Origin of the sequence: Lactobacillus sp. HMSC08B12 (assembly GCF_001808415.1) — a bacterium.
GTDB classification, from domain to species: Bacteria; Bacillota; Bacilli; order Lactobacillales; family Lactobacillaceae; genus Lactobacillus; species Lactobacillus delbrueckii.
Genome location: NZ_KV793208.1, coordinates 1 through 14301 on the forward strand (window position 1 = coordinate 1; position 14301 = coordinate 14301).

A 14301-nucleotide genomic window follows, 5' to 3' on the forward strand; every position below is an offset into this window, starting at 1 on the left:
TGTTCAATTTATTCTTGCAATTGGCGAAATTCAAGAAAGCGCTTTTTATAATTGCGAAGGAGACTATCATTTTTCTCTTCCTAACACCACATTTTAAAAACTAACGAAGTTATTGTTAGTAGGATTTTCAACTAATCCAATCCCATCATCGTAGTGGTCATCTCTAATAGCAAATATCTCATTTTTCTGATATTCGTCTCCTAGAGAAATTACAGCTCCTTTGTCAATTAATTCTTTAAGCTTTGTCCGATAAACACCTACCAAATATGGTTGAGACACTTTCAAGAGTTCTTTAAGTTGTCTGCTTCCTTCTCGTGAATTCAACTTCGTAATAATTTCTTTGCCTAAACCATATGGGGCAATCAAAGACACCATGTCTTCATCGATCACTTCAAAATTCCGTGCTATCGTCTCACTAGCAGACCCTTCAATAGTTTTAGGACCACTATGATATTCGTTAACATATTTTTGCATCAATTTACTGCCATCGATGCAATCTGCCAAATATACTTGATAACCATGATCACTTACCAAGTATTCCTTGTCAGCATCCCTATATAAAACTTGGAAGTAGTAGTTGATTGTCTCATCTTCTAAGAAAGAATCTGCCTTGTACTTTCCATCCAGCATTCCTTGGACGATTTCTTTGCCGTTCTTTATTTCCTGCAAGCTGTTTAATTTCTCTGCAGTTTGATCCATTAAAATTAGGTTTACTGTTCCATATTTCTTTTCAGCATTCCTATTGCACCTTCCGGCTGACTGGACAATTGAATCCAAACCACACAGCGATCTGAAGACGCAGGAGAAACTAATATCTACCCCAGCTTCAATAAGTGCGGTTGAAATGCAAATCACATTTTTTCCTTCCGCCAGCAGTTCCTTTATTTCTTCAATTGCCTTTTTACGGTGTTCTGGGCACATTCTTGTTGTGAGAATGTAAACGTAGTCTTGAGCACCTTTTTTGACCTCATTAAACACTCTTTCTGTCGCTGAAATTGTGTTGAAAATGGCAAGGACAGATCCTTGTGCTCTGGCAGCTTCTAAAATCATTTCTGCTGCTTCAGTTACTGTTAGCTGATGGTCTGCTCCATCCTTTTTAGTGCGATCAATGATTTTCACCCGTTTGAACTGCTGAATTCTACTTGACAAATTAGAAATCATTTCAGGCTTACCAGCCAACTTTAATGAGGTTCCTGATGATAAATTATTAAAGGCCGGTTGTGTTGCCGTACATAGCACAATATTGCATTTTCCAATATTGCTCAAAAAGTTAAGAAGCTTGTTAAACATTGATATAGTCTTTAACGGTAGTTTTTGCACTTCATCGAAAATAATTACTGAGTCACACAAGTTATGAAAGCGCCTGCGATTAACCGTACTCTTGGCATAAATGCAATTTAAGAACTGAACCGTCGTGGTAATTACAATTGGACTGTCCCAGTTATCCTCAGCAAGTCTGACTGTCTTTTCAACCTCAGTATCATCTTCTGTCAGATCATTTGAAACGTTTGAATGAAATTCTAGTATATTAGTAGTATTTTTAGAATTATCATTGAGCATATTCCGAATCACTTCTGCATTTTGCTCAATAATCGTGATATATGGAAGCACATAGATAATATGCTTCTTTTTAGTCTTGATCGCATGCTTCAATCCATAACGCAAACTTGCCAATGTCTTCCCACCACCTGTCGGAATAGACAAGCGGTAAATACCATCTGCTTGGTCTGCAAAAGCATCACATTCATCCGACATTTCGGAACGAGCTTGATTGATTTTCGTGCTCTGGTCAAATTTGCTTATACTGTTTAGCAACTTGCCATAGTACTGCTCAAAGATTTCATCATACTGGTATTCAGTTGCACTCTTACCAAATGAAAACAGAGATGTGTCTGTCCGGTCAGCATCTAACAAACAAGAGTAGATAAACTGGCCCACATAGTAAAGATTGTCAAGTAAGCCATCTTGATCCTTTAGCAACTCCTTAAAAAGTTGGCTAAACTCTCGCATCGCCGTCTTTAAATAGATATTAAAGTCGTTTTCTGCCATCGTTTCTTGATAAAAAAGACTTTCAGCTTGCTTCAGTTCTATTTTTTTCTCGGGATCAATATCAAACTTTTCAACCCTTTCGTAATAGGGACTTTTTAAGCGGGCGTTTAGATAGTCTTTCAATCCTAAACTATTATGGTGAGAGAAAACCGCATTAGAAATGATTTCAGCAAAAAGGCTATCTGCCGAAAATTCTTCCGGCTGTTGCGATAATTCTTTAACTTTCTCTTTGAGGAAAACTGCGCCAAAACTAGAGTGATCAACACTGCCTTTCTTGGCTTTTTCAGAATGCCTAATATACTTTTGGAATTCTTGCCGATATTTACCCAAATCATGTACTAAGGCAGCTACGCCTGTTACATGTGGTATTCCTAAAATATCACCATATTTTTCAGCATACATCTTGCTATTCCAAAGATGATCCCTTAAGGTCTGGATCTCCTCTGAATTTTCTTTTGTGTGAGCAATATAAGTCATATTATTTCTCCTTTTTTAGCAAAAAAGCACCCCGCGAGGGAGTGCTTTTAGTGGACCCGCTTGAAAGTTACCGTAAAGTTCATCACGCCATCCGACCAGCTAGCATTGATTTTGCCGCCAAAAGCAGCGACCAGATCCTGGGCCATAGACAAGCCGATCCCAAAACCATTCTTTTGCTTCTGATCATAATGGTGGGATTCGTCTTCCCGGTAAAAACGTTCAAAGAAGCGGTTGGTATCGATCCCAGCCCCATTCTTATATGAATTGGTGACCGTCAAAACCGCGTTCTGATTAAGCCGGCTCTTGGCCAGGACAACCATGACTTCGCCTTCGGGATCACAATACTTCTGGGCGTTGTCGATCAAGATGTTGGCCAGTTCCAGCAGGCTGTGCTGTTCGGCGTTGATGTAGAGATCCGGATCGATGCTGACCGCATACTTTTTATTATCCTTAGCCAGAACCGATTTAAATGAATCTGCTGATTCCTTGGTAATTTCTGAGAAATTGACCTTTGACAAGACCAGTTCTTCCGGTTCACTCATCCTAGTCAAAGTGATCAGCTGGTTGATCAAACCGGTCATCCGCACCACCTGCTCTTTGGTGCTTTCATTCCATTCATCATCATTACCCAGCAGCTCTTCCATTTCAGCGTTAGCGCTGATTACGGCCAGAGGGGTCTTCAGCTCGTGACCGGCATTGGTGATAAAACGCCGCTGTTTGTCGTAGGCATCCTTGATCGGCTGGATTGCCTTGTCAGCAAGCAGGGCCATAATGATGACAAAAACCAAAATCCCGCCGAAAGTGAAAATCAAGGCATATCTCACCAACAAAAGCGCTGACTGCATCAAAGGACTCAAGTCAATAAAGCATATATAGTACTTGTTGGCGGAAATCTTTTTTGCCAAGTAGCGGAAGCGGACTCCATTAGAGTGGATCGTCCCCTTCAACTGGCCAGCTGACAGGCGCATGGAGATCTGCTTTTTCCGGCTGGAAACCGAGTTGATTGAATAGCCGATGATGTGGTCCGCGTCAATTACGGTCAAAGTCTGTTTTTTCGTATTGATGTTGGCCGTGAAGTAGCGGTACTTGAAGATCCCTTCCTTATTGTACTGATCGCCTAGCCGCTTTTTGGCTTGAACCTCGTCCAGTCGGCCGTTATTTTTAACAATAATGGATAGGACTTGGTCAGCTTCATGGTTGGATTCAAAGAGGCTGATGCCAATCAAGCTGGAGAAAGAGAAAAACATGACCAAAAAAAGCGATAGCGTCGCCAGCCAGATAAAGCGCCGCCTGATTTTTTTAATCATGATCAGGCCCTCTCAAGGCAGAACTCGCCGCCCTTCTCGCCGGAAATCTGGACATTTGCACCGATTGAGGCCAGCTTGGACCGAAGGAAGGAGATGTATACCCAAACCACGTCTTCGCTTTCATCTTCATTCTTCCAAACATGGTTGAATAGTTCTTCCGTGCTGATGGCCTTGCCAGGATTGAGCAAGAAGTAGCGCATCAAGCCGGTTTCCTGCTTGGACAGACTGATAGAGTTGTTGCTGGACAGCTCTTGGGAGTTGAGGTCCAGCTTGAGGTTGTCGTAGTTCAGTTCTTGAGTGCTGTTGTAATCCTCGCTTCGGCGCTCTTTTGACCGCAGGCGGGCCAGCAGTTCCTTTAAGGAGAACGGCTTAGTCAGGTAGTCGTCAGCACCGACATCCAGGCCCGTTACCCTGTCGTCGATTTCAGACTTGGCCGTCAACATCATAATGTAGGTTTTGTCGCCAGTAGCGCGGATTTCCTTGACCGCGTCCAGGCCATTTTTGACGGGCATCATGATGTCCATGATAATGACGTCGTAGGGATGCTTTTTGACAGCATCGACGGCTTCTTGTCCGTTAAAAACTGAGTCGACATCATAGCCGCTTTTTTGCATGGCAACCGTCAAAACTCTGTTCAATTGTGCTTCGTCTTCAGCTAAAAGAATTTTCATAGTTACCCTTCCTTGATCAGTTGGCGGATTGTTTGCATGCTTACATCGCAAGATGCCAGTTCGTCAGCAACCCGCTTGAGTTCCTTGCTGATACGTTCAGGATTCTTGATGTCATGCTTGTACTTCATTTCGTGTTCAAGACTGGCCCAAGTCTCCATGGCAATTGTCCGCAGCTGGATTTCAACGTAGTAGGTGCCAGGCTTGTTGCCATGGACGTCTTCAAAGGGAGTGACTACTTCTATGATCAAGTGGTATGACCGGTAGCCGTTTGGCTTGGCATCGGTAATGTAGTCTTTTTCATTAATTATCTTGAAGTTGTCCTGCTTCTTCAACAAGTCAATGCAAGTGTAGATATCGTCAATAAAGTTGCAGACGATTCTGAGGCCGATCGCATCTCGATTTTCGATCAATGCAGACTCTGGCGTCAGCGGTAAACCTTTTCTTTCGCACTTTTGCGTCATGCTTTCTTCGCCTTTGACGCGACCTTTCAGGTACTCGTATAGCTTTTGCCCGTGTTTTGCACTATACTCCTGACCGATGCCTTGGATTTGCTGGAAAACAGAATCCAGGATCTGTGGAAGATAATCGGCGTACTTACCGTAAATGCTCACGCTTGTTCCTCACTCCTTCTCTATTACCTCTACTCTACCAAAGATCCTTGAAATTTGCTTGTGCTTTAACTGAAACTTATGGATAAAAAACATGGCCCAAATTCAGTATTGGGACCATGTTGTCTGCCTTAGCGGCTAATTTTTATTTTTGTGGATTGACTTCAACACGAGCACTTATCACGTTTTTAGGCTTTCGCGTAAGCACTTGCTCCATGTCCGGCAATAACCCCACTACCGATACATGAACCATAACAGAAGCCTGGGATGTCATAATATGGTGAGTACATCATTGAGCCGTTGTCAGTGCCAACTACATACATGCCCGGAATAACCTGGTCATCTTCAGCTAAAGCACGACACTCGTCATCAGTTTTTACTCCACCAAAAGTTGACCAAGCACTTACCTCACATTCAATGGCATAAAACGGCCCTTGCTTGACCGAGCTTAAGTACCATGGATTGGCACCAAATTGCTCATCTTCTCCTTTTTCACAATAACTGTTATAAGACGCTACTGTACCTGTTAAATAATCGAATCCAGTCTTTTTAGCAAGTTCTTCCAAAGTGTCAGCCTTTACAATCCAACCTTCATGAATTCCTTCTTCAAGATCACTATCTAAGCTCTTCAAGGCACCTCTTTGCTTGTAGTAGGAGCCGATAAACCAGTTGTCATGGTTAGCTCCACGCTTGGTTAAGTACTCATACAGGCCTTCATCCCGCATTTTGTCAACATATTCCTGGTCAACAATGGCGTAATATGGTGAGTGGCGCAAGGTCGGCTCTTCACCATATGACATTGGATAATCACATAGCAAGCCTTCATTCATGAAGCGCTTTCCTTGGTTGTCAACTAACAGATTACCGTAAATGCCAAACTTGAATGCTGGGTTCTGGTCATATTTATCTTGGGTTGCTGGGCGACTGGCCTTGGGGTTGGTTCCACCATACTCACAGCCACAATAGCCAAAGGTCTTGTCAAGAATTGTACCTGCCTTTTGCGCGATAGCCAACCCGTCACCGGTGCAGAGACTCTTGCCGCGAGCAGCAACGTTCACGTGTGTTGTGCCTAGATACTTTCCTTGTTGCCAAGATATCCACCACTGGCGATGATAACGCTCTTGGCATGAACGGTAACTTTCGAACCATCCTTCCGCTGACCAGCAACGCCTGCAATTTTACCGTTTTCCTTCAGAACTTCTTTGGCTGCCGTATTAAAGAACGCATCAACACCATATTTTTCGTAAGCTTCAGTCCAAAGACGGACGCGCTTATCAACATCGGTTAAAATCAAATGGAAGCCGCCCTTTTCATCGACGAAAGGAGTTTTAAAACGGAAGTTTGCTTCCTTAAATTGGTAACCGATCTCCAATAAGTTTTCAACCGCTTCACTCGAATGCTCAAGGTAGTTCCTAATCAAAGCAGAATTCGGTTCCCAGTGAGTGTAATTCATCACATGTTGGGAAACTTCATTAACCGTCAAAGTAGTCCCACGTTCACGCAAGACTGGAGTATTAACGGCAAATGGGCCTGAAACTTTTACTCCGTTAACCGCTGCTAAATTACCAGCTTTTTCCAAAACAACCACCTTACTGCCCGCCTTGGCAGCGGTGATAGCTGACATAAAGCCTGATGCACCACTGCCGATAACTACAACGTCAGCTGTAACATCAGCATCTGGAAGCTTGGTTTCAGTAACATGTGCTGCTTCAGTAAATGTTTTAGGGTCCCCGCCAGCTTCAGTAATTGCTTCTTCTACACTACTGGTCACTGCTTTAGTCAACTTTGTTGCACCACTAATCGCATCTAAGTTTAAAGACTGATTAGCGACAACTTCTGGGATAAATCTGTCTTTTAAATCGTCTACAAAAGCCTGTGTTTCATTTTCTTCAAGAACTTCAATTTTAGTCAGTTTTTCTTCATCAAAAGAAACGCGTAACTTAACCGTAGAATGATGTCCTTCTGCTTCGACTTCATAATCGCCTTTTTTGTACATTATTATGCCTCTTGCTTTACTTCAAGAATATACTTACAAAATACAGATAGCTCCTCAAAGCAGTTGAAATGTCATTATTAGTCCCCAATATCAACTATTTGCTAAAGAGATATTACATTAAACTCTTTAACGAGCATTACCTATTAATTATAACATTTAAAAAAGCGGTTTCACCATCTTAAAAAATAATTTGCAAGAAACAAAAATTAAGGTATACTATTATTGTTAATGGAGAGTTGGCAGAGCGGTAATGCAGCGGACTCGAAATCCGCCGAACCAATGTTGAATTGGTGCGCAGGTTCAAATCCTGTACTCTCCTTATTATAGTCAAAATGGCATCCCTATAGGAAGTATTTCAAAGTAGCCAGTAGTTTTAACTACTGGTTTTTTTCTATCCTTGTCCCAAAAATTATCTACATCTATAGAAAATAAATGGAAAGGACATCTAAATCAAATGAACGCGTTACAAGAATATCTTGATCAAAACGGTGTCACTCGCCACCAAGTAGCTAAACAAACTGGGATTGCTAATACGACCTTAGCCAACGCCGTTAAAGAAACTAAGCCATTATCCGGGCAAACCGTCAAAGTCATTACCGCGGTTGCACAGGCCCTGGGTAAGACGCCAGGCCAAGGTCTTGATGATCTGATTGAACTTGACGAGGATAATTCAAAGTAACCATTTCTCATCTAGTTTTCCATGCAAAAAGCCACTTAGAAGATCTCTAAGCGGCTTTTTTAACTCCTCAAAATTCTGTGTCAAACCATTATTTAAGTATCTTGTCAATCACCTTAAAAGCCAGTCAAAATAGGGAGATAATACCGCAAATCACAATAAACATGATCACGTCAATGTAGCGCCATATAAACCATATAAGCAATCCCGACAGGATAACTCCTATAATCACAGAGCATCCCCACTTGTGCCACCATTCTTTCACCATAACACCACCACATTCCTCTAGCTAACTTAAAGAGGCTGCCCGTCGCCCCCCGACTAGAAATTCCCTTCTACTCCTCAAAACTCCCTAAACTTTTTCTACGTTCCGCAATGTGATATTCCAAATTGTCCAAATCTCCTTCGTTCTAAGCCCAACGGCGGATAAAATCTATCGTAATCCCCCGCCTCATAGCATAGTTCTTTTTAAACTCTGATTTTTCTGCGCCGCTTAAACTTTCCCACTTTGCCCTCATCCTTTTGTCTTCTTTAGATTCGCCCATTCCATTGCCTCCTAATAATACGCTTTCTTCCTCCAAGTTATACCATCTCTCCGCCCTCTTCCTCTACCTAAAAAGCGGATCAAGTCTTGCAGCCTGGTCCGCCTTTTGCGTCTGTTCTAATTTTCTTCTTCCGCGATCTGCTTTCTGTATTCGCTGACGCCCTTCCAAATGGTAAAAGCCTGCATGAAGGAATTCCGTCAAAAGGTGCAAAAAAGCCAGGACAAATTTGCCCTGGCTTAACAGCGATTAATCCTAATTTTCTTCCGCCAGCTTTCCTCTGACCTCATCAACCTGCTTTTGGACTGACTCCGGCGTCGGTCCTCCCAAAGAAGTCCGCTTGGCCAGGCAGTTATGCAGGTCAATTGCCTGGTACAAGTCTTCCTCAAACAAGTCGCTGTAGCCCTTGTAAGTTTCAAGCGGCAAGTCTTCTAAAACCATGTCCTGGTCGATGCACAAGGCCACCAATTGCCCGGAAATATGGTAGGCATCTCTAAATGGCATCCCCTTCTTAGTCAAATAGTCCGCCAAGTCCGTCGCGTTAATAAAGCCCTTCTGCGCCGCCTGGTGCATGGCCTTCTCATTAGCCTCCAGTGTTTTGATCATCGGGATAAAAGTCTCCAGGCACAGCTCAACATTGTCGATGGCGTCAAACAAGGCTTCCTTGTCTTCCTGCATATCCTTATTGTAGGCCAGAGGCAGTCCCTTCAAAGTCGTCAAAATCGCCATCAAGTCCCCGTAGACCCGGCCGGTCTTCCCCCGGGCCAGTTCAGCCATGTCGGGATTTTTCTTCTGCGGCATGATGGATGACCCAGTCGTATAAGCATCCGCCAGGCGGACAAAGTGAAATTCCCAAGATGACCACAAGATCAGCTCTTCGCTTAAGCGGGAGAGGTGCATCATCACCAGCGCCAAATCACTTAAATCTTCCACCACATGGTCCCGGTCGCTAACCCCGTCTAAACTGTTGGCTACCGGAGCCTTAAAGCCCAAAAGTTCCGCTTCATAGACCCGGTCGATCGGGTAAGTCGTCCCGGCCAGGGCGCAGCTGCCGATTGGCGAATAGTTCATCCGCTCTTCCATCTGCCCGAGACGTTCCAGATCCCGCATGAACATGTAAGCATAAGCCATCAGCTGGTGGCCAAAAGTGACCGGCTGGGCCCGCTGCAGGTGGGTATAACCCGGCATGAGGCTGGCCTTGTACTTTTCTGCCTGGTCGCAAAGAGCTGCCACCAAATCTTTTAAAAGCTGCTTGATATGCCCGTTTTCTTCCCGCATGTACAAGCGGATATCCAGGGCCACCTGGTCGTTTCTTGACCGGGCCGTGTGCAGCATCTTCCCGTCCTGGCCGATCCGGTCAGTCAGGGTCTCTTCAATGAACATATGAATGTCTTCAGCGGCCGGATCGATTTCCAGCTTGCCACTATTTAAGTCAGCCAAGATGCCCTCCAAGCCGGCAATGATTTTCGCACTTGCTTCTTCAGGAATAATCCCCTGCTTGGCCAGCATCTTGGCATGGGCAATGGAGCCGGCTATGTCTTCTGGATACATTCTTTGGTCAAAACGGATGGATGAGTTGAAGTCGTCCGCGATCTGGTCAGTCTTACCGGAAGTTCTGCCGGCCCACATTTTTTTCATATCACAATCACCTAATCTAAAAAACTTGTCCCGTCTTACTTCTTCTTGGCGTCCAGCTTGGCTTGCACCTGGATCGGCAGCCCGAAGAGGTTGATAAAGCCAGCGGCTTCCGCCTGGTCGTAGTCTGATTCGTCAAAAGTTGCCAGTTCAGTTGAGTAAAGGCTGTTTGGCGAAGTCACCCCGGCCTTGATGATGTTGCCCTTGTAGAGCTTCAATTTGACCGTCCCGGTCACGCATTCCTGGGTCTTGTCGACAAAAGCAGCCAGTGCTTCTCTTAATGGGGTAAACCATTGCCCGTCGTAAACCAGTTCCCCGTAAGTAATGGCCAGTTCAGACTTCTTGTGCTGAACCTGCTTGTCCAGGGTGATGGTTTCCAGGTATTCGTGGGCAAAGTAGAGAATGCTGCCGCCTGGAGTTTCATAAACACCTCTTGACTTCATCCCGACCAAACGGTTTTCGACCAAGTCCAAAAGGCCAATCCCATTTTCCCCGCCGACCTTGTTCAGCTTCTCCAACATTTCCATTAAAGGCATTTCCTGCCCGTTTAAGGCAACTGGCACGCCCTTTTCAAAGTCCAGCTGCAGGTAAGTTGGCTTGTCCGGGGCATCAAGCGGTGACACGCCCATTTCCAAAAAGCCCGGCTTTTCATAAGTTGGCTCAAGACTCGGGTCTTCCAAATCCAGCCCTTCATGGCTTAAGTGCCAGAGGTTTTTATCTTTAGAGTAGTTGGTCTCCTTGCTGATCCGCAAAGGAACATTATGAGCGGCGGCATAGTCGATTTCATCTTCTCTGGAAACCAGGTCCCATTCCCGCCAAGGAGCAATGATCGGCATGTCCGGGGCAAAGTGCTTGATCCCTAATTCAAAACGTACTTGGTCGTTGCCTTTACCGGTTGCCCCGTGGGCAATCGCGTCAGCCCCTTCCTTAATAGCTACTTCCGCCAGAGCCTTGGCGATCAAAGGACGGGCGTTGGCCGTCCCCAGCAGGTAGCCTTCGTACTTGGCATCAGCCTTCAGACATGGCAGCAGGTAATCGTTGACATACTCTTCTTCCAAGTTGGCTACGACCAGCTTGGCCGCCCCGGAGTTCTTGGCCTTTTCCTCCAGGCCTTCCAGTTCATCCCCCTGGCCGACATTGGCTGAGACCGCGATGATTTCCGGGTTGTTGTAGTTTTCCTTCAACCAGGGAATAATCACGGAAGTGTCCAGGCCGCCGCTGTATGCCAATACGATTTTCTTGATCTTACTCTTGTCGATGTTCATTAACATTCTCTCCTGTAAAATTCTAACTTACCTTTAATCTGCTCCGCTAGTCCGCCTCATTTTTATCACCTTTTCTATCAAAAAAGCCGCCCCTTTGCTAATTGCAAAAGGACGACTTGCTCGCGGTACCACCTTTAATTCCCAGCCATATCCGGCTGGACCCTCTTGATTCTTAACGCGAATCAAACGATGGCCGCTTCTCGGTCATTTTCCCGGCTGCGTTCCCCGCGCTGGCTCTGTTTCCTCTCAACTACGAAACTCGCTTGAAGAGTCAGGGGAGCGGGTACTACTTCCTTCGTTTAACTTGTTGGACTTAATTCTAACAGGTCTCTCATTTTATGCAAGCCCCCTTTACAAACTTTTTTGAATTTTTCTGCGAAAATCTACATAAAGTGCTTGCCATTTTCACGGCAAAGCCCACCCTGATCGCCTTTATCCAAAATTGATTACATTTTTTACTTTTTTGATCAATTTTTTAAACCAGTTCTTTGACTTGGACTAAATAATGGGGTATTCTTTCCTCATAACGAGAACAAGCAAAATTAATCAGAAAGACTAATACTATCCATGAATACCGATAAAATCAAAATTTTCCTTGATTTGGCAGAAAGCCTGAACTTCTCGCGGACTGCTCAAAACATGAATATTACCCAGTCGGCTGTTTCCCAGTCAATTTCTTCATTAGAGCGCTACTTAAATACCAAGCTCTTCTACCGCAGCCGCAAAGAAGTCAATTTGACCCCGGCCGGCCAGCTCTTTTACCAGGGGATGCAGCCGGTCATCACCCAGTTCAACAAGGCCGTCACCCATGCCCGGGAAGTGGCCCAGTCAGTTAATACTCTCTTGACCATCGGCTTCTCCGGGTCCGGTTATGACCGCTACGCCATCAACCAGTTGATCCATGAATACCGGAAGGTCAGACCGGAAGTCAAGATCTTCTTGGAAAATTACGACCACCGGACCATGGTTGCCCGCTTAAAGCAGGGCTTTTGCGACGTGATCTTGACCGGACCAGAATCAATCGACTCCGGCATCACCCTAACTTACGACAAGCTGCTGGAAGGACGCTTTTATGCCGTCTGCAGCAAGAACTACTGCTACATGGGCAATTCGCCCGTTACCATGAAGGATTTGTCTAAGGAGCGCTTGATCTTCCTGGACAACAGCTGGTGCCTGCCCAAGCAGAACTCCCTGCAGAATGCCTTAAGCCGGGACCTGGCCAGCCTGGACTATGCCGTAGCTAACAACATGGCCGACTACACCCAGATGATTTCCGCCGGCCTGGGCATCGGCATCTGTGCTGACTTTGTCGTTGACCCCAGCGATGACCAGCTGGAGCTTTTCCCTTTGGAAAAGGAAGTTACTGATGAAATCGGCATCGTCACCTTGAAGGACCGGAAGTCACCGGCCGCCGACTTTATCGCCTGGGTCAAAGAGCGGGGGCTGCCGGCCACCCACCCGATCACAAAATAAGGTGCTGGAGAGCAAAGAATGAACACAGAACACTTGGCAATTTTTATTAACCTAGCTGAAACCCTGAGCTTCTCCGGGACAGCCATGAATATGGGGGTCTCCCAGTCGGCGGTCTCCCAGACCATTTCCTCGATGGAGCGCTATATCGGGGCCGACCTTTTCTACCGGACCAGGAAGAAGGTCTCCTTAACCCCAGTTGGCAAGGCCTTTTATGAAGACATCCGCCCTGTCCACCACAATTACGTGGACACTTTAAGGCAGCTGGAAGCCCTAAACGAGCAGGCCAGAGACAAGATCACCATCGGCATCAGCAATTCCCCTTACGAGATCTTTGCCTTGTCTAAAAGCATCAAGGCCTACCAAGCGGAAAATCCCAAGGTCCAATTTTACATCGAAAGCCATAACAACCGGGACCTGGTTGGCCTCTTAAACGAAGGCGCCCTGGATATCGTCTTCTTAAGCCAAGACTCCTTGAGTCCGAGTGCCAATGTCAAATTCAAGCCGCTTTTAACAGGCAAGTACTGTGCCGTTTTCCATCAGGACTATGATTTTGCCATCCGCGGATCGGTCAAGCACAGCGACCTGCACAAGCAAAGAGTTATCTTCTTAAGTGACAATATCTGCACCCCTGGCCAGTACTCTTTGCAAAAGATCCTCTGGCAGAAACTACCCCACCTCAAGGTAACTTCGGCCAACTCCATCAACGCTGCCATGCTCAGCATCAAGGCGGGCCTGGGCATCGGCATCCTGCCCAACTTCCTCTTGCCTGACCAGCTGAAGGACTTGACAGTCGTTCCCCTGTCCGGAAAAAACGAGGTCAGCTATGGCACAGCCATCCCCGAGCGGACCATGTCTACCGCCAGCCAGGACTTTTATGACTGGCTGGAAGAGGGCAAATTGCCAGCCATGCATGAACTGGCTTAAATTAAAAGGCTAGAAGCACTTACTGCTTCTAGCCTTTTTGCATGCTATTTCAAATTTTCCTTGGCGGTCAAGGCCAGGTCCCAGGCCAGCCAGTCGCCGCTGCTTTCTGAGCCCAGCCACTTGTCCAGCCTGCCCAGGCTGACCCCGGTCAATTTCACCCAGGCCGCCTTGGTTAAGCCTTTCGCTGCCAAGCTGCCGGCAGGCACTTTTTTCGAAAAGATCAGGTCAGCTGGGCCAAATCCGTCATTGCCGTCCCTCTTTTCTTAAGCCAGAGCTTCCTTCAGCGGCTTAAAGCGCTTGTCGCCTGTGGAAAAATCTCTGACCAGCCACTGGAAGTCACCTTCATACTTGCAGTACAAAAAGCAGCAGGCCAGGTAGTCCCCCTGCTCTTCAGTAGCCCGGTCAAAAACTTCCGTGTCCGCGTAATTTTCCAAGACCAATTGGTCTTCATGCTCGTCCCGGTAGTAGGCCCGACTTTCTTCCGCCGTCTTCCCCAGCCTCTTTAAGTCACCTAAATTGACCAGGGCCAGGACTTGCTCATAATCCTGGTAGTTTTCCTCCAGAATCCGGCCGGCGATTTCCAAGTCCCCGTCATGGTCCAAAACCAGGCTGGAAACGGTATTGTCTTTTTCTTGAACGGCAATCATGCTTTGCGTGTCGGTCATTTTATTCTTCTTT

The 14301-nt window shown here is 45.9% G+C and carries 14 protein-coding genes and 1 tRNA gene; 4 read left to right on the forward strand and 11 right to left on the reverse strand.

Annotation, left to right across the window (positions count from 1 at the left end; genetic code table 11):
• Positions 1-93: 93 nt before the first annotated feature.
• The 6 genes from HMPREF3168_RS08345 to HMPREF3168_RS08370 form a co-directional block, all read right to left on the reverse strand.
• Positions 94-2526: a CRISPR-associated helicase/endonuclease Cas3 gene (locus HMPREF3168_RS08345; protein WP_035185418.1), complete on the reverse strand. Its 2433-nt coding sequence runs from the start codon at positions 2524-2526 to the stop codon at positions 94-96.
• 47 nt (positions 2527-2573) lie between these two features.
• Complete coding sequence (locus tag HMPREF3168_RS08350) at positions 2574-3833, reverse strand: sensor histidine kinase (protein WP_070489579.1); 1260 nt, start codon at positions 3831-3833, stop codon at positions 2574-2576.
• A 2-nt stretch (positions 3834-3835) separates the two neighbouring features.
• The gene (locus tag HMPREF3168_RS08355; protein WP_035162662.1) at positions 3836-4504 is read right to left on the reverse strand and encodes a response regulator transcription factor; all 669 of its coding nucleotides are present in this window, start codon (positions 4502-4504) and stop codon (positions 3836-3838) included.
• A gap of 2 nt (positions 4505-4506) precedes the next feature.
• Positions 4507-5115 (reverse strand): GTP pyrophosphokinase, encoded by a 609-nt coding sequence (locus HMPREF3168_RS08360; protein ID WP_035185421.1) that lies wholly within the window; start codon positions 5113-5115, stop codon positions 4507-4509.
• Between the two features lie 185 nt (positions 5116-5300).
• On the reverse strand, positions 5301-6170 hold the full coding sequence (locus HMPREF3168_RS08365) for an FAD-binding protein (protein WP_070489581.1): 870 nt from the start codon (positions 6168-6170) through the stop codon (positions 5301-5303).
• Positions 6171-6181: 11 nt separating this feature from the next.
• Positions 6182-7108, reverse strand: coding sequence for an FAD-dependent oxidoreductase (locus HMPREF3168_RS08370; protein ID WP_070489583.1), 927 nt, complete (start codon positions 7106-7108; stop codon positions 6182-6184).
• Positions 7109-7338: 230 nt separating this feature from the next.
• Between HMPREF3168_RS08370 and HMPREF3168_RS08375 the strand changes: the two genes are divergently transcribed.
• Together HMPREF3168_RS08375 and HMPREF3168_RS08380 are read left to right on the forward strand one after the other, a co-directional pair.
• Positions 7339-7427: transfer RNA gene (locus HMPREF3168_RS08375), tRNA-Ser, on the forward strand.
• 135 nt (positions 7428-7562) lie between these two features.
• Positions 7563-7787, forward strand: a complete 225-nt coding sequence (locus HMPREF3168_RS08380; RefSeq protein WP_070489585.1) for a helix-turn-helix domain-containing protein — start codon at positions 7563-7565, stop codon at positions 7785-7787.
• A gap of 407 nt (positions 7788-8194) precedes the next feature.
• Here the strand turns inward: HMPREF3168_RS08380 and HMPREF3168_RS10950 are convergent, their stop codons facing one another.
• The 3 genes from HMPREF3168_RS10950 to HMPREF3168_RS08390 all read right to left on the reverse strand — a co-directional run bounded on the left by HMPREF3168_RS10950 (position 8195) and on the right by HMPREF3168_RS08390 (position 11226).
• Positions 8195-8329: a hypothetical protein gene (locus HMPREF3168_RS10950; protein WP_256388599.1), complete on the reverse strand. Its 135-nt coding sequence runs from the start codon at positions 8327-8329 to the stop codon at positions 8195-8197.
• Positions 8330-8581: 252 nt separating this feature from the next.
• Complete coding sequence (gene argH, locus HMPREF3168_RS08385) at positions 8582-9964, reverse strand: argininosuccinate lyase (RefSeq protein WP_070489587.1); 1383 nt, start codon at positions 9962-9964, stop codon at positions 8582-8584.
• Between the two features lie 35 nt (positions 9965-9999).
• Positions 10000-11226, reverse strand: a complete 1227-nt coding sequence (locus HMPREF3168_RS08390) for an argininosuccinate synthase (protein WP_003611079.1) — start codon at positions 11224-11226, stop codon at positions 10000-10002.
• A gap of 567 nt (positions 11227-11793) precedes the next feature.
• Here HMPREF3168_RS08390 and HMPREF3168_RS08395 point away from each other — a divergent pair.
• On the forward strand, positions 11794-12699 hold the full coding sequence (locus HMPREF3168_RS08395; protein ID WP_070489589.1) for a LysR family transcriptional regulator: 906 nt from the start codon (positions 11794-11796) through the stop codon (positions 12697-12699).
• Between the two features lie 18 nt (positions 12700-12717).
• Positions 12718-13623: a LysR family transcriptional regulator gene (locus HMPREF3168_RS08400; protein ID WP_070489592.1), complete on the forward strand. Its 906-nt coding sequence runs from the start codon at positions 12718-12720 to the stop codon at positions 13621-13623.
• Between the two features lie 44 nt (positions 13624-13667).
• Here HMPREF3168_RS08400 and HMPREF3168_RS10375 read toward each other — a convergent pair whose 3' ends face one another.
• Positions 13668-13814: a hypothetical protein gene (locus tag HMPREF3168_RS10375; protein ID WP_155114311.1), complete on the reverse strand. Its 147-nt coding sequence runs from the start codon at positions 13812-13814 to the stop codon at positions 13668-13670.
• A 72-nt stretch (positions 13815-13886) separates the two neighbouring features.
• Positions 13887-14288: a hypothetical protein gene (locus HMPREF3168_RS08405; RefSeq protein ID WP_070489594.1), complete on the reverse strand. Its 402-nt coding sequence runs from the start codon at positions 14286-14288 to the stop codon at positions 13887-13889.
• Between the last annotated feature and the right edge of the window lie 13 nt (positions 14289-14301).

Excerpts from the sequence above, each read along its gene's own strand:
- HMPREF3168_RS08345 (WP_035185418.1), bottom strand. The coding sequence starts at position 2,526 with ATGACTTATATTGCTCACACAAAAGAAAATTCAGAGGAGATCCAGACC.
- HMPREF3168_RS08350 (WP_070489579.1), bottom strand. The coding sequence starts at position 3,833 with ATGATTAAAAAAATCAGGCGGCGCTTTATCTGGCTGGCGACGCTATCG.
- HMPREF3168_RS08355 (WP_035162662.1), bottom strand. The coding sequence starts at position 4,504 with ATGAAAATTCTTTTAGCTGAAGACGAAGCACAATTGAACAGAGTTTTG.
- HMPREF3168_RS08370 (WP_070489583.1), bottom strand. The coding sequence starts at position 7,108 with ATGTACAAAAAAGGCGATTATGAAGTCGAAGCAGAAGGACATCATTCT.
- HMPREF3168_RS08380 (WP_070489585.1), top strand. The coding sequence starts at position 7,563 with ATGAACGCGTTACAAGAATATCTTGATCAAAACGGTGTCACTCGCCAC.
- HMPREF3168_RS10950 (WP_256388599.1), bottom strand. The coding sequence starts at position 8,329 with ATGGGCGAATCTAAAGAAGACAAAAGGATGAGGGCAAAGTGGGAAAGT.
- argH (WP_070489587.1), bottom strand. The coding sequence starts at position 9,964 with ATGAAAAAAATGTGGGCCGGCAGAACTTCCGGTAAGACTGACCAGATC.
- HMPREF3168_RS08390 (WP_003611079.1), bottom strand. The coding sequence starts at position 11,226 with ATGAACATCGACAAGAGTAAGATCAAGAAAATCGTATTGGCATACAGC.
- HMPREF3168_RS08395 (WP_070489589.1), top strand. The coding sequence starts at position 11,794 with ATGAATACCGATAAAATCAAAATTTTCCTTGATTTGGCAGAAAGCCTG.
- HMPREF3168_RS08400 (WP_070489592.1), top strand. The coding sequence starts at position 12,718 with ATGAACACAGAACACTTGGCAATTTTTATTAACCTAGCTGAAACCCTG.
- HMPREF3168_RS08405 (WP_070489594.1), bottom strand. The coding sequence starts at position 14,288 with ATGACCGACACGCAAAGCATGATTGCCGTTCAAGAAAAAGACAATACC.